The organism is Treponema sp. OMZ 803 (genome assembly GCF_024181165.1).
GTDB lineage: Bacteria > Spirochaetota > Spirochaetia > Treponematales > Treponemataceae > Treponema.
On the sequence record NZ_CP051195.1, the window covers coordinates 1,727,291 to 1,747,011 of the forward strand.

The 19,721-nt window shown below is 44.8% G+C and carries 15 protein-coding genes and 1 tRNA gene; 6 read left to right on the forward strand and 10 right to left on the reverse strand.

Going from position 1 to position 19,721, the window contains the following annotated elements; all coding sequences use genetic code 11:
* Positions 1 to 72: 72 nt before the first annotated feature.
* Positions 73 to 1,062 carry a hypothetical protein gene (locus ABH09_RS07755; RefSeq protein WP_162663764.1) on the forward strand — a complete coding sequence of 330 codons (990 nt, stop codon included), beginning with the start codon at positions 73 to 75 and terminating at the stop codon, positions 1,060 to 1,062.
* A 42-nt stretch (positions 1,063 to 1,104) separates the two neighbouring features.
* Here the strand turns inward: ABH09_RS07755 and ABH09_RS07760 are convergent, their stop codons facing one another.
* The 6 genes from ABH09_RS07760 to ABH09_RS07785 form a co-directional block, all read right to left on the reverse strand.
* The gene (locus ABH09_RS07760; protein WP_253713971.1) at positions 1,105 to 1,602 is read right to left on the reverse strand and encodes a DNA-deoxyinosine glycosylase; all 498 of its coding nucleotides are present in this window, start codon (positions 1,600 to 1,602) and stop codon (positions 1,105 to 1,107) included.
* Between the two features lie 73 nt (positions 1,603 to 1,675).
* Complete coding sequence (locus ABH09_RS07765) at positions 1,676 to 3,016, reverse strand: DUF1015 domain-containing protein (protein ID WP_253713972.1); 1,341 nt, start codon at positions 3,014 to 3,016, stop codon at positions 1,676 to 1,678.
* Positions 3,017 to 3,224: 208 nt separating this feature from the next.
* The gene (gene ybaK / locus ABH09_RS07770; protein ID WP_253713973.1) at positions 3,225 to 3,695 is read right to left on the reverse strand and encodes a Cys-tRNA(Pro) deacylase; all 471 of its coding nucleotides are present in this window, start codon (positions 3,693 to 3,695) and stop codon (positions 3,225 to 3,227) included.
* A 103-nt stretch (positions 3,696 to 3,798) separates the two neighbouring features.
* A complete protein-coding gene (gene glgA / locus ABH09_RS07775; RefSeq protein WP_253713974.1) occupies positions 3,799 to 5,277 on the reverse strand; it encodes a glycogen synthase GlgA in 1,479 nt (492 codons plus the stop codon).
* Positions 5,278 to 5,366: 89 nt separating this feature from the next.
* Positions 5,367 to 6,080 carry a hypothetical protein gene (locus tag ABH09_RS07780; protein ID WP_162663768.1) on the reverse strand — a complete coding sequence of 238 codons (714 nt, stop codon included), beginning with the start codon at positions 6,078 to 6,080 and terminating at the stop codon, positions 5,367 to 5,369.
* Between the two features lie 73 nt (positions 6,081 to 6,153).
* Positions 6,154 to 6,729 carry a C40 family peptidase gene (locus ABH09_RS07785; RefSeq protein ID WP_162663769.1) on the reverse strand — a complete coding sequence of 192 codons (576 nt, stop codon included), beginning with the start codon at positions 6,727 to 6,729 and terminating at the stop codon, positions 6,154 to 6,156.
* 84 nt (positions 6,730 to 6,813) lie between these two features.
* On the opposite strand from ABH09_RS07785, the gene ABH09_RS07790 reads away from it, so the two are divergent.
* Both ABH09_RS07790 and ABH09_RS07795 read left to right on the forward strand, forming a co-directional pair.
* Complete coding sequence (locus tag ABH09_RS07790; RefSeq protein ID WP_253713975.1) at positions 6,814 to 8,556, forward strand: AMP-dependent synthetase/ligase; 1,743 nt, start codon at positions 6,814 to 6,816, stop codon at positions 8,554 to 8,556.
* A 277-nt stretch (positions 8,557 to 8,833) separates the two neighbouring features.
* The gene (locus tag ABH09_RS07795; protein WP_253713976.1) at positions 8,834 to 11,200 is read left to right on the forward strand and encodes a transglycosylase domain-containing protein; all 2,367 of its coding nucleotides are present in this window, start codon (positions 8,834 to 8,836) and stop codon (positions 11,198 to 11,200) included.
* 49 nt (positions 11,201 to 11,249) lie between these two features.
* Here ABH09_RS07795 and ABH09_RS07800 read toward each other — a convergent pair.
* The 3 genes from ABH09_RS07800 to ABH09_RS07810 form a co-directional block, all read right to left on the reverse strand.
* Positions 11,250 to 11,322: transfer RNA gene (locus ABH09_RS07800), tRNA-Met, on the reverse strand.
* Positions 11,323 to 11,404: 82 nt separating this feature from the next.
* A complete protein-coding gene (locus ABH09_RS07805) occupies positions 11,405 to 13,675 on the reverse strand; it encodes a glycoside hydrolase family 2 protein (RefSeq protein WP_253713977.1) in 2,271 nt (756 codons plus the stop codon).
* A 1-nt stretch (position 13,676) separates the two neighbouring features.
* Positions 13,677 to 14,555: a hypothetical protein gene (locus ABH09_RS07810; RefSeq protein ID WP_253713978.1), complete on the reverse strand. Its 879-nt coding sequence runs from the start codon at positions 14,553 to 14,555 to the stop codon at positions 13,677 to 13,679.
* Positions 14,556 to 14,732: 177 nt separating this feature from the next.
* Between ABH09_RS07810 and ABH09_RS07815 the strand changes: the two genes are divergently transcribed.
* The 3 genes from ABH09_RS07815 (at position 14,733) to ABH09_RS07825 (ending at position 18,196) form a co-directional block, all read left to right on the forward strand.
* Positions 14,733 to 16,289, forward strand: a complete 1,557-nt coding sequence (locus ABH09_RS07815; protein ID WP_162663774.1) for an extracellular solute-binding protein — start codon at positions 14,733 to 14,735, stop codon at positions 16,287 to 16,289.
* A gap of 100 nt (positions 16,290 to 16,389) precedes the next feature.
* A complete protein-coding gene (locus tag ABH09_RS07820; RefSeq protein WP_162663775.1) occupies positions 16,390 to 17,301 on the forward strand; it encodes an ABC transporter permease in 912 nt (303 codons plus the stop codon).
* A 28-nt stretch (positions 17,302 to 17,329) separates the two neighbouring features.
* Complete coding sequence (locus ABH09_RS07825; protein ID WP_162663776.1) at positions 17,330 to 18,196, forward strand: carbohydrate ABC transporter permease; 867 nt, start codon at positions 17,330 to 17,332, stop codon at positions 18,194 to 18,196.
* 71 nt (positions 18,197 to 18,267) lie between these two features.
* On the opposite strand, the gene ABH09_RS07830 is transcribed toward ABH09_RS07825, so the two are convergent.
* Entirely contained in the window at positions 18,268 to 19,563 is a 1,296-nt protein-coding gene (locus ABH09_RS07830; protein ID WP_253713979.1) for an ABC transporter substrate-binding protein, read from the reverse strand.
* Positions 19,564 to 19,721: the final 158 nt, after the last annotated feature.

The following is a 19,721-nucleotide window of genomic DNA, read 5'->3' on the forward strand; positions in this document are numbered from 1 at the left end:
GGAATAGGTTAAACTGCCGATATAAGCGTAAGAGAGCATCGTAGATATGCAATGCCGTTAAGGAAGAGGAATATGTCAGCAAAGAAAATAGTCTTAATAGTAGCAGCCGCCATTTTATTCGGAGCATGGTGTTTTGCCGCCGAAACGGACGGCGAAAGCAAATCCTTGGATGCGGATGTTGCAATCCGATTTTACGACCGCCGCGTATATTATCCCGGAAACGACGGGACGGAACCTATTTTTGTAAAGATTTCCATCACCAATAAAGGGAGCCATCCGTTGCGTTTTAAACTAGCAAACGATCGTATGTTTAGTATTGATTTTTCGGTATTGAATACGAAAAATAAAAATCTTGCGCATACGGAGCCGTGGATTCGGAAACGGAATACCGATCAGCAAATTTATTTTCGGGAAATTACGATAGAAACAGGGGAAACTTACGCCTTTGTCGAAAACGTAAAAGACTATATTACGATTGAAAGCCCCGGCGCTTATATACTTTCTGCCAATTTTTACCCTGAATTAAAACGGCTCAGCGATTCCTCCGAATCACATATTTCTTCCAATAGGCTCGGACTTGAAATCAAACCTTCTCCTTCTGCCGCAGCTCTTGGGGCAGTTCCTATTGCATCGGTATCACGAGAAGTACTCCAGCCTCAGCCAATTTCTCCAGACAAAGTTATTAGCTATATGCTAACTGCCCGCCAAAAATCACAGTGGGATCAATTCTTCCTCTATCTCGATATTGAACGCATGATCGCCCGCGATCCGATAAGAAGCCGCAGATATAAGGCGGAGGCTGAAGCAGGGCGTATCAACATGCTCGACACCTATAAGCACGATCTCATGCAATCACGTACCGATAAAGATATCGCGATGATCCCGGTAGAATTTACCATTGAGCGGACAACCTACAGCACAACCGAAGCAGAGGTTACAGTTATCGAATGGTTCGATTATACCAGCTTCCGCGAAAAAAAGCGTTTTACGTATAATCTTGCTTCCCGCGATGATATTTGGACGGTTTATGATTACAGCGTAAACAACCTCGGAACTGAGTAAGCTGATAATATTACCGGCAATTTTATGGGTGCATGATCTCTGCTACCGAATACCTTTATCTTGCACTACAGGCAGTATTTGCTTCCATGCTACCAGGAGCTCTGCAAAGCTACACCGTGCATTTGCAGGGCTGGTAGACGGGAGCTTAATAGCCGAAATACCGATTCTCTTTGTGCATATTTCATAGGCTTTGCTACCGTTTGCGAAGACCGCTTGAATAGGTGCTTCTCCTAAAATATCGCTTAAATCCGTTGGTACGATGAATTGCATACTTGCATCGGCAGATCCGATAATAGAACAGACGCGAACGGCATCGTACAGCGCAATATGATGGTGCAGCAGCATTTGTTTTTTTTCTTCTATTGTGTGGGGTTCCGGTGCATCCAGCAAAGCGGTAATGAGCGGCCAAAATCTATTCCGTGGATGACCATAGTAGAATTCCTGTACACGGGAGGCGACGGATGGAAAAGAACCTAAAATAAGGATACGCGATTCGGAGTTATATATCGGCGGAAAGGGATGAATAATTCTTTCAGACATCGTTTTAAAAACACATATTAGGCAGCTCTAAAACACTGGGCGTTTAGAGCTGCCCTATCGAGATAGCTTGCTTTTATATCAATTTTCGGCATTCAAGATAGAAACGCTTTTCGCTTGCCTCTCCCATTGAAAAACTTTTTCTCGGTAAGGAACCGCTTTCGGCAATAGTGGAAAAAAAGCTCTCTTTAGAAATAGGCGGTAATAGAATGGAAACGGCATCGTCGTACTGCGGAATGCGGAAAGCCTCGTCCGAACCGTGAATATAATCTATCTGAAGATTATGCGTTTTAATAAAATCGTCTAAAAGCGGCTGCAGAGCGCTTACTGCGAGGCATGTCATGTCAGTTTCCAGACAAGTGAGATCACCGGTTGCAGCGATAAAACCGAATGAAGCAGAGGAATGCTCTACCTTCTGCAATAAGGCGGCCTTATCGGAGCAAGCTATAACCTTACCTCCTAATTTTGACTGTAAAAATGAAATCAACTGTTTAGTATCAGCTCCGAATATGACGCGGTGAATGGGTTCGAAGGTAAGACCTGAGTCGTAGAGGTTTACAATTTCGACAAGGGCGTAGCGCAACGGATTATTTCCAAGATCGGCTGGGAGCGAAATGGAGCTGTTTGCCTGTTGCATACCTCCGTGCTCCCGCTTGTATGCATCCCATACGGCTTTTGCGGTCGCGAGCGAATGGTTTCCGTCGCCTACGGCAAACATAAATACCGAACCGTCAGCATCGGTATTGGCGCTATACAATTTTTCAAGGGCTTTTTCCATATATGCGGAGCAGTCGGCAGGAATAGACCAGCCTGAAATACTACCGGAATTCAACATAAGCTGAGTAGTATAGAGCGGCATCACTTGAGAACTATAAATGGAAGCTCCGATTTGTTCTATCAGCATTCGTTCAGGATCATCAACCAAAAGCATAATATGAGGCATCTCCAGTACGGCTCCTTGCCTAATCTCCATCCGCGGCGGAAGTCGCTCTACAATAGTTGCCTCAGTTGCACGTATTTCCGCCTTTGAATCCGGCCGCCAGTCGTATTTTTCCAAATCGATACAGGTAATGATCCCTTTCCGCAAGCGATTATACGCTGTTTTTCGCTCAATATACAGCATGGAATGTATCGGTTCCGCAAAAACACCTGTCGCAAGATAGTCTTTCATCGTCTTTTGGATCTTTACGATTTCTTGCTTCCGCTGTTCATCGGAAATGGTATTTAAATAGACTTCCGGTAAAATCATGTGTAATGTTGAATAGCGGTCTTTCGCAACAGCTGCAACTTTGCTCCAATAATCGGTATCTTGTGTATATTGGTCGCAGGCAATCACAGACCATGCGGTTAGATCTACAGTTTTATTCGGTAGTAAAATATCGGGTGTTTTAAGTGCACATCTTTCAAAAATATCCATGGGAATAGTATAAAAGATAATAAAAATAAATGCCAGACACAGATCAGAGATAATTACACCAGGCCATTTTTTAGCAGCCTCATGAATGAACATTCGTATACGGAACTCGCGTCATCAAAACTATACACGGATGTATAGTTTTGACGATGCAACAACAAAGTAGATGCGCCATATATCTTCAAAAGGGAGCTGATGTGATTAGCCTGCCCTACCCTTCGGTAATGTCACAAAAAGCGGCGGCGCAGATTTCTTGCAAATCTGCAGGGGCAATGCACAGCATGTGCCCCCGTTCCCCGGCACTCACATAGATACGGTCGTACAGCTGTGCGGTTTCATCGATAAACGTAGGAAAATGCTTTTTCATGCCGAGCGGGGAACAGCCGCCGCGGACATAGCCTGTTGTTTTTTGCAGCGACTCAAGTTTAAGCGGCGTTATCTTTTTACCGGTTATATTCCGTACCTTTTTCAAACTTACTTCCGAAGGCGCCGGTACGCAAAAAACGAACACTTCATTATCCTCGCTTATCATCACAATCGTTTTAAAGAGCATATCAGGATCGATGTTTAACTTCCGTGCGGCGGATACTGCATCCAAATGCGCCTCATCCCACGCATACTCGACACTGCTATAGGGAACCCCCGCCGCCTCCAAAATGCGCATTGCATTCGTCTTTTTCATTATTTAAAACCTGTCCGTATTAATTCACATTGACAACTCTGGTTGAACAGCCTCTTTATTTTGCGGGGATATTCAATAAAATATCTGGTGCGGTTGCCCAATCTTAATGCTTATTGAACACCTTATTTCCGACAGCCTCTTGATACACGGCAAGATATTGCTTCGCAGAGGTATCCCATGTAAAATCCTTTGCCATACCGCGCTTGCGCATTTTAACGATGTGTTCGGGATGCTTAAACCACGCATTTACCGCCCAATCCACGGTATTATAAATACTTTCCGGTGTAAGCAGATTTAGTACAAAACCGGTACCTTTTCCGGTTTTCTCGTCATAGTTCTCTACCGTGTCTGCAAGTCCGCCGGTATTACGTACAATAGGCAATGTTCCGTACAGCAGCGAGTACATCTGATTAAGTCCGCACGGTTCATATCGCGACGGCATCAAAAAGAAGTCGCTCCCCGCTTCTATTAAATGGCTCAATTTTTCATCGTAACCGACATACACACGGAGGTTCGGCAGCCGTTTTGAAAGTGCCAACAATTCATCTTCGCACCATCGGTCACCGGCTCCAAGTACAATCAGCTGTAAATTAATATCGGTACACATCTTAAATGCCGCACCATATGACGGCCCGAACAATTCAGCGATGCCTTTTTGATCAGTCAGCCGCGTTATCATACCGAACACCGGAATTTTTTCGTCTTGCGGAAGTCCCATATACTTTTGTAAAGCCTCTTTATCCTTTGCCTTTTTTGCAAGAGAACGGGCGGTATAATTGAAGGGGATATGTGTATCCGTTTTGGGATTCCACACAGAAGTATCAACGCCGTTTAAAATACCGGTCAATGCTTCCTGACGGAACCGGAGAATACCATCCATCCGGAAACCGTATTCAGCACTCTGTATTTCTTTTGCATAAGTAGGAGAAACGGTTGTCAGACGATCGGCAGAAAGCAGCCCTGCTTTTAAAAAATTCATTCTGTCCCAGTCCTCAAAACCGGCAGAATAAAAATACACCCAATCGAGTCCCGTATCCACATAGTTTGCTTTATTATAAATTCCTTGATAGCCGATATTGTGTACGGTAAAAACACTTGCCGTCTCTTTGAAATCGAGATACTGAGTGTTAAATTTCAACAGCACGGGAACGAGTGCCGTCTGCCAATCATGTGCATGCATCAGATCGGGAATCCAATGTTGCTTTCTGCATATCTGGAAGGCTGCATGGCTCAATATTGAAAACCTCTTGGGATTGTCGTTAAAGTCAGGTTCAAATGCGGAACCATACAACCCGTCGCGGCCGAAACTTTCTTCATGATCGATAAAATATACCGGTATATCGGAATCCGGAAGCGTCGATTCAAAAACTTCCGTCCAATACTCTCTACTGCCGATAGTAACGCCCATTGCTCCGGGAATAGGCGTTAAATTTTTTTTATCAATTCTATAATAACGCGGCATAACAATTCTTACATCATGCCCAAGTTTTTTTAAAGCGTAGGATAAGGCGGAAACAACATCCGCTAAGCCGCCTGTTTTTGCAAACGGCACCGCTTCACTGGTTATCATTAATATTCGCACAGTAATACCTCCCTTCAAAAATTATAACACGGGTAATGGAATTATAAAAGAGAAAAATAGAGTATCAAACCGGCGGCTGTGCAAAGCATTTACTGTAGCTGCGTCTCTATCGTACCGACCGTACACAGCAGCTCAATGAGCGGAATACGGATCGAAGCGCGGGATGTCTTTTCCGTCTTCGTCTGTACGGTAACCGTTCCGACAGGACTGATGCGCGCCGTTTGTATCTTATACGGAACATCGACGATTAACGTAAATTCGGCGCTATGGAGTTCGGTTGCGATCTTTTTTCCGTACGCGGCGCCGATCAGTTCTTCGTATTCCGCAGGCGGTATGGCATCGCCGGTAAACAGCGGCGCCATCAGCATATCGATAAAATCCCGACTTTCCTGCGGTAATATCTTCAAAAACGATGCGATATTTTCGGGCGAAATACGCAATACTGTTTTCCGCCCTTTTTTATCATAACCGATAATATCCTTGAGCAGTCCATGATTATACGGAACGGCACATACAAGGCGCAATCCCAGAACCCCTTTCAGCGTAATATCTTGAACGCTGATGCCTTCTTTTGTAAACGCTTCTTTCAGCTCTTGAACATTAAATACGGATTGCCCGTCAGCATGTTCACTCTTCTGTTTCAGCAAATGCGTAATATTTTTTTCTAACAAACTGCTCGGTATAAATTCCGCGGTAAGGTCGTAATTCGTATTATCCCGTATAACGATATGGGCAGAAGAAGAACACGCCGCCGTAATACAAACCACAACACAGCATACTAATATGCGATATACTATTTTCATAGCAAAATCTCCTCTTAATTTTTTCCAACAGACGTGCAAACGCATCAGGTACTCACTTATTCTGCAGGGCTTGCTACAAATAGTCTGATGCGTTGGCACGGATATCAGGATGAACAGGGCAATTTTCGGTTGTACGCGAAAAAAACGGAATGGTCGATTCGGCAAAGAAAATTTCTTCCGGTTTCATAATACTGCCCGCAAAACGATACGTTTTTTTCCAATACGATTCTTGAATGCTCGAAATAATAACCCCGGTACGCGGCCCGTCCGATGCCGAATGAATAAATTTTCCTGCACCGATATAAATACCGACATGGGAAATACCGCCTGCGGTATTAAAGAAAAGCAAATCGCCCGGCTGAATTTCTTCGTCCGTTATCCTTTTTGCATATTCGGCAATCGCATCCGAGCGCCGCGGCATCTGTAATTTCAGAATCTCCGATCCGTTACGGTAGACAAACCCCGAACAGTCCATACCTTTAGGAGAATGTCCCGCATAACGGTAGGGCGTCCCAAGATAGCGCAATGCATTATTAACAAACGCAATCCGTTGGGAATCTTTCGGAGAGGGTACTCCAAAAAGGGAATATGCCGCCGTCAATATAAGAAATAAATAGAAAAAAAGGACTCGTGTATCTTTTAAAATCATGTAAAATAGTTATACTAAAAATAAGAAAAAATTGCAATTTTGAAAGTAAAACAAAAAATTGTATTTACAAAGGAGCATATTGATATGAACAAAATGTCAAAAAGGCCATGGGAATTCCTTGATGCATGGCGAGGAAAAAAGTTTACCGGAGAATGGCCGACATTACCGGAGATGTTTGAAATTACTGCCGAGCGTTTTCCGAATAGAAACTGTTTAACCGTCTTTGAACCGGATCGGATCACTCTCACCTATCGTGAAACGCTTACAGCAATTAAAAAATTAGCGGGCTGGTTTGTCGCTCATGGTGTAAAAAGAGGAACGCATATCGCCGTTTCCGGCAAAAATTCTTCCGAATGGGCAATCGTCTATTTAAGTGCGCTGTATGCCGGCGGTATTATTATCCCGATTGACTACGGTTTACATGATTATGAAATTGAATCGCTTTTAAAAACGGCAAAACCGCTTTTTTTCTTTGTCGATGAAGAAAAATATGATCATTTTTTTGAAGCAGCAAAATCTCAGACATTCATAGGCGAAGTGTATTCTTTAAACAGCAATCTTGCCGATCGCTATGTATATAATTTGGAAGCAGAACCGCTCGCAGCCTGTTTTCCACTACGCGAAACGGATACGGCAGCAATTCTGTTTACCTCCGGTACAATGGGTAATCCCAAAGGTGTTATGCTATCTCACCGGAATATCGTCTCAGACTGTTACATTGCCCAATCGCACTTAACGATATTTGAAACCGATGTTTTTTATGCACTATTGCCGATCCACCACTCCTATACTATGGTTGCCGTCTTTATCGAAGCGATCTCCGTCGGCGCAGAAATCGTATTCGGAAAATCCTTAGTAGTATCCCGTATGCTGCGTGAATTGAAAGAAGGAAAAATTACCATGCTCCTCGGCGTACCGCTGCTCTTTAACAAGCTGCTCGCCGGTATTATGAAAGGAGTGCGCAGCAAAGGCGTATTAGTATACGGCATCATCCGGTTTCTGATGGGTGTTTCGTATCTTGTTAAAAAGACAACAGGGAAAAATATCGGTAAAAAGCTCTTTAAAAGCGTATTGGAAAAGGCAAATCTCACAACGCTTAGGATCGCGATTTCAGGTGGGGGGCCGCTTTCAAAAGAAGTGTTCAGAGCATACAATGAGTTCGGTATCGATTTTGTGCAAGGGTACGGACTGACTGAAACATCGCCGATTATCGCGTTGAATCCGAAAGAACACTTTAAGATTGAAAGCGTCGGCAGTTATTTCCATCCCTACATGGAAATGAAAATCCTTGATCCTGATGAAAACGGCCGTGGGGAAATCTGTGCAAAAGGTCCGATGATTATGCAGGGCTATTACAATATGCCGGAAGAAACCGCACAAGTGCTATCGGCAGACGGGTGGTTCCGCACCGGTGATATAGGCTGGCTTGACGATGAAAAATATCTGTATCTCTGTGGACGCGCAAAGAACCTCATCGTTACCTCCGGCGGCAAGAATGTATACCCCGAAGAAATAGAAAATGCCTTCCAGATGTATTACAACGATATCGAGCAAATCACCGTAATGGGATACCACCCTGCAGACGATTTGACAAGCGAGGAAATTGAAGTATTGGTATATCCCACCGATGAGCTGTATAAAACATTGAATCTTGACAGGGGAACCCCTGCAGGCGACAGTGCTGTTTATAAAAGAATAGAAGCGATTGTCGAAATCGTGAACAAAGAACTACTACCTTATCAGCGGATAACAAAAACCACGCTCTTGGATAAACCGCTCGAAATGACCACAACCAAGAAGGTTAAACGGTATAACGGGCATCTCTAAAGAACGATAACGGAGACGATGAATATGGGGATCAACCAACAATCTTTTGAAAATATGCACGCCGTTTACGGCGTTGCTGCGCACGAATAAATGCTCAACGTAAAACAAGTACGTCTCCGCTTTATTAATGAACTACCGGTTGTTAAGCAATAAACATAGTAATGCGCACATATTATCAAAAAGACAGCTGCTATGCAGTGTAGGGACAATATGCCTTGTACTCTGTATTAGCAGCTGGATTTCACTCTTTTTGCCGTTCCCAGAACTGGACGCTTTTATGCAGCGGGATTGGAGCACCCGCATCTATGACCGAGGCGGTAACCTTATTCAAATCCTTGCGCTTGAGGACGGTATACGGCGTGAGTTTACAGCGTATGAAGCGATACCGCCCGATGCTGTCCGGATTTTTCTCGCTGCGGAAGACAAGGATTTTTTCTCCCACCGCGGCATCGATATTGCCGCTATTGCACGGGCGGCTTATCAAAATATCAGCAGCGGGAAACGGGTCAGCGGTGCATCTACCATTACGATGCAGCTGGCACGCCTCATCGTTCCGGCAAAAGAGCGCACGTTCTTTGCAAAACTCCGCGAGGCGCGGAATGCACTCCGAATTGAACGGAGGCTGTCTAAACAGGCCATTCTTGAGCTCTACCTCAACAGTATCCCGTTCGGGTTCCAAACCGAAGGCCTTACGTCGGCAGCAAGGAATTTTTTTGCTCTGCCGCTTTCGGAACTGACTACGGAACAGCTCTGCTGCCTCGCGGTTATTCCCCGCCGTCCTACCGGTTACAATCCCCTTGAACACCCGGAAGCCTGTGCCGAAAAAGCGACGGCGCTCTACCGATCCGTATTTATACAAGAAAACGAAACGCAAAACGGACGACAGGGTACGCAGCTTGAAGGTCGGCTGCTGCAAACTGCCCGTACTGCGCGCCGCTTCGAATACCCTTTTGGAATGCCCCATTACGTCGAATACCTTGTGCGACGATACAAGGCAGGTGATTTGCAGAGGATCAACCAAACACAGGAGATACGGCGGCCTGTATCGGAAATCTTTGAAACCACCCCCCGATCATTACCGCCTGACTGGTATCTAACCGCCGACAACACATTATCAGCCCAAGCAGAATTTTTGCTGCAAGTTCAGCTGAAAAACAACCCTCAAGCACGCGTACGCAACGGCGCGGTTCTCGTTATCGAAAATGCAACCGGGAACATTCTTGCATGGGTAGGCTCAAATTCTTATTTTGATGATGAAAACAACGGAAAAATCGACGGTGTTACCGCGTTGAATCAGAGCGGAAGCAGTTCCAAGCCGTTTTTATATGCGCTTGCATTGGAACACGGGTGGAAGCCATCAGATGTATTGCCGGATATTCCAATGCGGTTCGGGAAAGAGGAGGCATACATCCCGCGTAACTTTAATAACCGGTTTAACGGTCCCGTTCGATTACGGATTGCGCTCGCCTCCAGCCTCAATATCCCCGCCGTCTATCTTCTAAATGAACTCGGAACCGAAAACTATCTGCACACGTTAGAGGCGCTCGGCTTTCAGTCTATCGATACAGCGGGCGCAGAGGCAGGGTTGTCGTTGGCGCTCGGTAGCATGCCGGTTTCTCTCTACGAGCTGGTACGCGCGTTCAGCGTTTTTCCTCGTGACGGTATACTCATTCCGCTGCACTCGTTTACGGATGGAAGCACTGCTGACGGATTTTCCGAGCCGAAACAGGTTTTCAACGCCGATACCGCACGGCTCATCTGCTCAATTCTTTCCGATTCTGCTGCGAGGGCGAAGGGTTTCGGTTTTTCTTCCACCTTTAAAACACCCTTTCCTTCCATTTTTAAAACAGGTACGGCAAACCAATTCCAAAGCCTTATTGCCCTCGCCTCGTCATCGGCCTTTACCGTCGGCGTCTGGATGGGAAATTTTGCAGGCAACACCGTAATAGGAAAAACAGGAAGTTCTGCCCCTGCCGCAATCGCGCATAACTTACTTATCCGGCTGCACCGCCAACCCTTAGCGGACGGCACTGCAGTACCGGCAAAAAACTTTATGGAACCGGAGCACTGGTACCGCGGATCCGTTTGTGCTCTTTCAGGGATGCCCGCCGGTTCCGCATGCCACAACACCGTGCAAGAATATCTACCATCCGCATTCGCCGTATTCAATAAATATGACAGGCAGAATGAACACAACGCCGGACACAATAACTACCAGTTCGATACATCCGACCGATATGGTACATATAAACAGGAAAACGGCGAATGTGAACAAGAAGGTAACGAATGCACATGGCACAGGACACAAAATGGGCATACGATTACCGTATATCCCGAAAAGTACCGGCGCTGGTTTGCGAACATCATGCGGCATGGCACAATCGGACAACTGAATAATGCATTAACCATTATCCGCCCTGCAGACGGCAGCCATTTTTTCAGTGATCATCGTTACCTCCGTACCGGCGTCCCAATCGAAATTATCGGCGGTGCGGAAGATACCATACAAGCTATCTACGATGACCACGCTCCGATTACTCTAAACCGGCCGTTTTTAGGTGCCCTCCCACTGGAAAAGGGTGACCACCGGCTCCTCATTCGCTGCGGTGATGAAGCGGTAGCGGCTGTATTCACCGTTGAATAAGTGTGTTTCAAAAAAAAAGACACTCGAAATGAGTGTCTTGTAAAGGAGGTAGCGGCAATAGGGCTTGAACCTATGACCTAACGGATATGAGCCGTTTGCTCTACCAACTGAGCTATACCGCCGTAAAAATACTCAAAGAATATAGCGTAAAATGAAATCTTTGTCAATAATTACCCTGAAAATTGAAAACTGGTGGCTGTAACCTCATCGGATACGGACGGAAACGGTTTCGGTTTTAAATTCGCCGCTTTGTGCGGAAACCTTTGCCGTGCCTGCTTTCCCGAGCGTTTTAATCCAAAAGCCGCGAGCACCGCCGATAAGTGCAAATTCCTGCGGGCCGATAATTTTCGCAGGCCCTTTCAGCGTAATCTTCACAATCTCGAAGCTATAGGGTAATTCGTTACCGACCTGATCAAGGAGCTGCACAACAAAGCGGACGGCATCGGGTATGTCTGCCCGAAGCTTTGTCTCATCGGCGGTAAGTACGAGCTGTGTCGCGACAGGATTTGCGCTAAACCGGCGGGTAATACACTCCATACCGTTATGGTAGCCGGTGAATACGGCATCTTCCCATCCGCCACCCCATACACTTGGAAGGTTGTCGATAACGACAGGAGGATGTGCAAGCCCGGGATAGCGGTCAAAAGCGGGGTAAAACAGACCTAAATCTTTTGTGCCGATGCTTAGCCGGACTGCCGTACAATTTGTACAAATAATAAGCGGCGCAATTCCACCGACTGCACGATCGCCGACGGTATAGCGGGTCAACGGTTCCAACACCGGCTTCATTTCGACAGGCTGCTGACTTGCATACACGCTTGCAGCAAATTTGGGGATGCGAAACATATCCATCACACCATGGTAACAAATGCGATCACCCGACCCAAAATTCGCATGGGTATTATAATCAAAAGCACACCAGCCGATTGCGCCGCATTTTTGCGGGTCGAGCGCGGCGGCATTCTGCACCGCAAGGTGGAGTTTTGCATGCTCAACCAAGCGTTCTTCCTGATCGAACCGCTTTGTCGGGTACATGTGCCCGCCGAACTCGGTTACCAAATAGGGAACCGAATCGGATAGCCCCGTAACCTCACGCTGGGAACGAAGTACACGTGCTGCTCCGGCTGCAGTACCGGCAGTCAATCCTTGAACTCCGCAAGTAAAATCGTTCATTGTATATACGTCTTCAAAAAATTCGCTATTTTCAATACATCTGACACCGCCGGTTTGCCGATACGGATCAAGTTCATGGGCAATCGTATTTGTCTGCTGGTAAAACGCAGTACAATCCGGCGATTCATTGATTCGTACTCCCCACAACACAATAGAGGGATGATTCCGATCCCTCGTAATCATCTTACGGATATTTTCGCAAGTAACATCCTGCCAGGCGGAATCGCCGATATGCTGCCAACCGGGCGTTTCTTCAAAAACCAATAGTCCGATCTCATCACAGCGATCCAAAAAATACGGCGACTGCGGATAATGCGAAGTACGAACAATATTAACGCCAAGCTCGTATTTCAGGATATCCGCATCTTTCCGCTGTACCCGTTCAGGCATCGCATAACCGACGTATGGAAAAGACTGGTGCCGGTTTAAGCCCCGCAGCTTGAGCAGTTTGCCGTTTAAGAAAAAACCTTCCGGCGTAAATTCAACCGTACGAAATCCGATACGGGTAGATACGGTATCGCATACAAGACCGTCTTCCAGTATCGATACTTCGGCGCGGTACAGTTCGGGCTTTTCAAGCGTCCACAGTTTTAAACCGGTTAATTCATCCATTATCATCGATAGGGTAAGAGACGGAACGGCAACCTCAAGGCTTCTGCTCAATTCCGCCCGTTTTCGATTTCTGGAATCGAAGATCGCTACCGAAACGTCAATCGATTTATTCGTTCGTTCGTCATGTGCAATCGCAATATCAACCTGTAGACTTTTTTCCGCCGTTAAAGCGGAAATCGGGCGGGCATAAATCGACTCAATATGGCAATGGGGTACCGCACGCAGGATAACATCGCGGTAAATACCGCCGTAGCAAAGATAGTCCACTTCACCACCGAACGGGGGAATATCAGCTCGTTCCGTCGAGTCGACATACACGGCAAGCACATTGCTTTCAGTGTCTCCATACTCAACGTAGTGAGTAATCTCCACAGAAAAAGGAACATATCCGCCTTTGTGTTCTCCGATAAAGTGCCCATTGATAAAGACCCTTGCATAGCACATCAGACCGTCAAAGTCGACAAAAAGCCTCATCCCTTGCAGATTGGAGGATACGGCAAATTTTTTTCGATAACATGACTCAAATTGATATACCTTCTCATCAAAATAATGATACGGCAATTCTTTCACCGTATGCGGAAGCTGCACTTCAGTAAAATGAGATTCATCACAATCGGCTCGCACATACTGTTCTTCAAAAGTATTCACAAATTGCCAATTTTGCCATAAAGGGATCAGTATTCGTGCCATTTTATGCCTCCGTTTGTATATCGATCATCTGATTTAATACGATATTAAGGTCTTCGATAAAAATTCCGGAATACCGTTCGATATTTTTTATAATAAAGTCTTTTAATGCCAATATCCGTCCAGCCAAATCCGGGCCGGCAGGCATATCGACCATCATAATAACCCTATAACCGTTATCTTCGGTTTGAACGGTAATTTTCTTAATATTTACCGCGCTATCGTATTGAGCCGCATATTGTATAACCATTTCTTTTAATGCATCATCTGAAACTTGTGCCGGGTACACTTTAGAAAATTCAGGACGCACGACCGATTTTTCAAAAAGTGTTTCTTCTTCCTTTAAGTGCCCGATATTTGCATTACGGAACAGCAGTCTGATTTTATCATAAAATATCTGCGGATAGTTCCTTTTCACCTCGACTGACGGTACGGGAATAACGTGTTTGCCTTCGACACGACGACTTCTAATGGCGGTTTCAATTTCTTCCCTCGTCGCAATATCTTCAATGCGGATAATCTTCTGCGGAGGTGGAATCTGCAACCGTGTCGCAATTTTATTAACCATCTTATCCGACGTTCCCAAAATAAGTACTTTTTTGCGGCTTAATTGATGCAACACTTTTGCCGCTTCATCCCTATGCTGTTTATCGTCAAAGACAGCCGTTTTTACTGCCGCCAAAAAGGTCTTCTCTCGTTTTGCAGAATGCCCCGCAAGTATTTTATCGCCTCTAATGACTAATCCGTCATCGATAATTAAATCTATTCCATATTTTTGGGCGACCAATCGCGCTCTAAAGCTTTTCCCGGTGCCGTTTCCTCCGACCAGCGCATATATCTGAGGTCTCTTGACCCAACGAAAGAACCTATCAAAAAACCGCATATCAGTTTAGTATAAGCCGGTTATTGCATCTCCGCAAGCCTATTTTTATCAAATTCTGCGCTAACACAACAAAAGCGAGAACTTGACAAATGGGTAATAGCAGGTTACCCTTTTTTACAGAGCATCTTGGTGCAAACTCAAATAATTCTAAAGATGCTCATAAATTCGGAGGAAAGTATGAAACGTATCGTTAAGCTCTGTGCCGCACTGCTGATTGTCGGTATCTTGCTGGCCGGGTGCGAGGCTAAAAAACCGGACGTATCCCAAACCAATTCGGAAAAACCGATTGAAATCTCATTGTATTATTCGGACAATGCGACACTTCCTTTCAAAGCCGATTGGCTGACCGTGCAGGAATCGGAAAAGCGCTCAAACACGAAATTGCATTTTGAGCCGATACCGATCGCCGATTACAACACGAAAGTATCGTTAGCATTGAATACCGGTAACGGCCCCGATGTAATTCTTTATCAAAATACCAACGGGGAAAACGGTTCATTGGCTTTAAACGGCGCGCTTATTCCAATCAGCGATTATCCCGAATGGACACCGAACTTTAATGCGCAAGTAAAAAAATTCGGATTGGAAAAAGACATCGATGCGCTGCGCCTTAAAGACGGGAAATATTATTATCTTCCTTCTTTATTCGACGTTCCCTTTTATGACGGCGGATTGATTTTGCGCGAGGACATACTGAATAAATACGGCTTATCTCAGCCGAAAACATTCGACGACCTCTATGTCTATTTAAAGAAATACAAACAAGATAATCCCGACTCATACCCGCTGACCATTTTGGCCGGTCCTCGGGTATTATATAGAATGACAATGCCGTCATTCGGTATCAGCCTCGGCAAAAATTCTTCAACCGGTACCGGCGTTTTAAGCTGGGACTATGCGAAAGGTAACTATTTTGCCGGAGCGACAACGGAAATGTATAAGTCTTATGCGCGCTTCCTTGCAAAGCTCTATAAAGAAGGTTTGCTGGATCCCGAAATGGCAGAACCTATCGACGGAGATAAATGGGCGCAAAAACTTGCAACAGGCAAGGCAGTCGCAACCTATGCGTACTATGACCAAATCGGCGGCGTTACCGGCAAATCGGCTATCGAAGGCTTTAAACTGCAAATGTATCCGCCGCTCGCCGGTCCTGCAGGCGCTCACCATCAGCCCAAGAGCAGAACACAATGGGGCATCATGTTCCCGTCAAAGACCGCAAAGAGAGCGGACTTTGAAAAAATTGTCCGTGCAATTGACGATATTTTCTTCAGCGATGAAGGTGCAAAACTCTGGTGTCTCGGCGTAGAAGGCGTAACCTATACTATGGAGAACGGAAAAATTAAGTATGCAAAAGAAATTACCGAAGCTCCTGAAGGTATTTACAAGGCGATGCAGTTAAAATACGGCTGCGGCGCTGATACGACGCAGCTGGTATGGATCAACAGCAGAGAAATGACCAAGTATGACGACAATTATGCCCGCATCAATGCAGAAGTAGAAAAAATGGATATGGCGATCCAGCCGATTCCCCCTACCCCGCTGTTTGATGATGCCGTTGCCGAAGAAGCAGGTATCCTGCGCACTCCGCTCCTAGACACATTTGAAAAATGGAACAATGATTTTATCACCGGGAAAAAAGATATTGATAAGGATTGGAATGCCTATGTTACCGAAATGAATAATGTCGGCATTGAAAAGTACCTTGCGCTCTATAACGAACACGTAAGGAAATAACCTCTTGCTGCGCCTGCATAAGCATCGCTTTGCGGGCGTATTGGGCATCTCTAAAAGCTATACCTGAGTTTTTAGAGATGCCCAATTATTTTTTAACGCTATGAATCAAAGAACGAAACGCTATTTTCATCAATATTGGCAGCTTTATGCGATGCTTCTGTTGCCTTTACTTTATTTTATCATATTCAAATATGTCCCGATTTTCGGCAATGTACTTGCATTCAGACGATATCGTCCGGGTCTCGGCGCATTCGGTACTGAATGGGTTGGGCTGCGCTATTTTACGATGTTCTTTAAAGACCCCGCATTTTGGCGTGCATTTAGGAATACGCTGACTCTATCGCTGATGAATTTACTCATAAACTTCCCGATACCGATTATCTTTGCCCTCCTCTTAAACGAAATACGTTCCGTTTTTTTTAAGAAATTCGTACAAACGGTTTCATATATGCCGCGGTTTATTTCGACCGTTGTCGTTATTGCAATGGCTGCGGAAATTCTTTCGCCGAGTACCGGTATTTTAAATCTTCTGTTAAAAAATACGTTCGATATGCAGCCGATCTATTTCATGAACGAACCGGCCTATTTTAGAACTTTGTACATTTTCACTGATACATGGCAGTATATGGGATGGACTGCAATTATCTATCTTGCAGCAATTACGGGAATTAACGAAGAATTATATGAGGCGGCAAAGATCGACGGTGCGGGAAAATTGCAGCAGATACTGTATATCACTATACCATCTATCCTGCCGACTATTATGGTGATGCTTATTCTGGAAATCGGCAGATTACTGACACTTGGATTTGAGAAGATACTGCTTATGTATACCCCGAACAATGCGGATGTCAGCGATATTATCGCAACACTTGTATACCGCACCGGTTTGGCAAATCAGAACTATTCATATGCAACGGCAATCGGATTATTTACCGGTGTTATCGGCATTGTTCTTGTCGCCTCTGCAAACGCTGCAAGCAAACGCCTCACCGACGAAAGTATCTATTAAAAAAACATCTGTTAATACGGAGTGAACTATGCAATCAAGAAAAAACTCGTTCAGCATTTTTAATCTTATCCTCTTTATTGTGATGGCATTTGTCATACTCATCTGCATTGTACCATTCATATATATGATTGCACTTTCTTTCTCCGACCCTGCCGCTATTATGCAAAACAAAGTATCGTTTTTACCGGTGGGGTTTACAACCGCGGCATATAAGCAGATATTCACATACCCGAATTTCTTTAAAGCGTACGGCAATACTATTTTTTACACTTTCTTTGGAACGCTTATTGCCCTCTGTTTTACTTCGATTTTTGCGTATCCGCTTTCAAAGAAGTTTTTACGCGGTACCGGTACTATCATGAAGCTGGTCGTTTTTTCGATGTTTTTTTCCGGAGGTTTAATCCCCACCTATCTGCTTATTTCTTCATTACATTTAACGGGTACGGTATTTGCAATACTGCTCCCCTTTGCCATCAATCAGTTCCATCTGATTATTTTAATAAACTTTTTTAAAGCTTTTCCGCACGAGCTGGAAGAAGCTGCCTTGATAGACGGACTCGGCTACTTTAGGATTTTTACCCAAATCGTTGTTCCGCTTTCCACTCCTGCTTTGGCGGCGATCGGTCTGTATACGGCAGTATTCTTTTGGAACGATTGGTTTAACGGATTGATCTACTTAAAGTCTTCACAGTTCCCCGTTATGCTGTTCTTACGCAATATCGTCAACGGTACAGCAACCATGGGGGATGGAGCCGGCAGCGCAGATATGTCGGTTATCGGTATTTCGATTAAAGCTGCCGTCATTATCGTTTCAACGCTGCCGATTATCCTGCTGTACCCCTTCCTGCAAAAATACTTTGTGAAAGGGCTGACAATCGGCTCGGTAAAAGGCTAAACAGTAGAAGGTTAATAGCGCGTATCTCGTCGGTGTTGTAAAACCAGCAGTTTTACAACACCGTTTTTTTATCAGCGGCTTTCGGAGCTACTACCGGCAGCGGTTTCAAAATCGGCTTTGATTTTTTCCAACAGGGCGCCGATATCATTTTGATAGATAAAATCCCAGCCGACCCACGAGAATTTTTTATCGGCTGATAAGCGATTGTCAACAGACGGATTGGTAGACGGAAAGAAACCGCTTTGCGCGAAAACCGTACCGGTCTTTTCCGAAAGGAAAAACGACACAAAATCTTTTGTGAGCGCTTCGGTATCTTTTTTTACCAGCATAAAAATAGGCGCGACAATCGCGCCGTCCTTCGGCCAAACCGTCTTCAGAGGAGTCCGCTCGTCTATCATCTTAGAGAAAAAATAAGGACTGATACTGACGACAGGCTGTGCAGTCGCAGCGCTCTTTCCTCCTTTTACCATTTGGGCAGGATGCATATACGCACTGCACGCTTTGCCTAATTTTTTAATTCCTTCATCGCCAAAACGTGCATAGATATTAAGAACGACGGAATTGAATAAATCCAAATCGCCGAACGGAATAGCGACGGAATGTTCAAATGCGGGAGACAAGATATCCTCCCATGTCTCCGGCATTTTTCTGCCGTCCAACAGCGCAGTATTCACAATCATAATTGCAGGAACGACACCGATAATGGCGTAATTTTTTTTCTCATCCCGCAAATCGATATAGTCATTGCAAAAATCTTTATTGACCGTATCGAGTGCGCAGTGAAATTCCTTGTTTTCAATAAAAGAGCCCATTAACTTTTTGTCAAAGAACAGTTCAAAACCGGCAGACAGGAGCACATCCGGCAGGTTTTCTTTTTTACCGGTTCTTGCCAGATCGATTATCCAGTCAATACCGAGATTAGCCGATCTTAAATCATACCGGATTTTATAATTTTGTTTCTCTAACGCTTCCTGATGTGTTTCAATATAATCGGAATAAAATGCTTCAAAACTTTCCAACAGCGGAATCCGTATCGGACAAGGCAGAACGCCTTCAATCCTCACTGTCTTTTTTCCGTCATCCGGCTCAAGAGGATTATCGCTTTTTACCTTTAAACTGAGATCGATATGCGCTAAACCCGACGAGGCGTTTTGTTCGATAATTTCAACCAGTTCCCGCTCGCATAAATCGATATCCAATTTCTTAGAAAGAAAAGCTTTTTCAAGCGTAATCTTCTTTCCCATCAATTTGCGCATAACCGGATTGGTAAGCGGCGTAAAACCCTTTCCCGCCAAATAGCGGATTGTTTCAGGATACCGTTCCGTAACGTCAAAGACCGTTTCGTTCATATTAAAATAATTATTCATAATCTTCCTCCAATAACAGATATATAGTAGACTATTTACCACCGATACTTTTGGGCATCTCTAAAAACTCGGTTAGATTTTTAGAGATGCCCGACGAGTTTTTGTTTAAGTTTTTATGTTATAATAACTCAAACAAAAACATCGCAAATAAGCTTAAG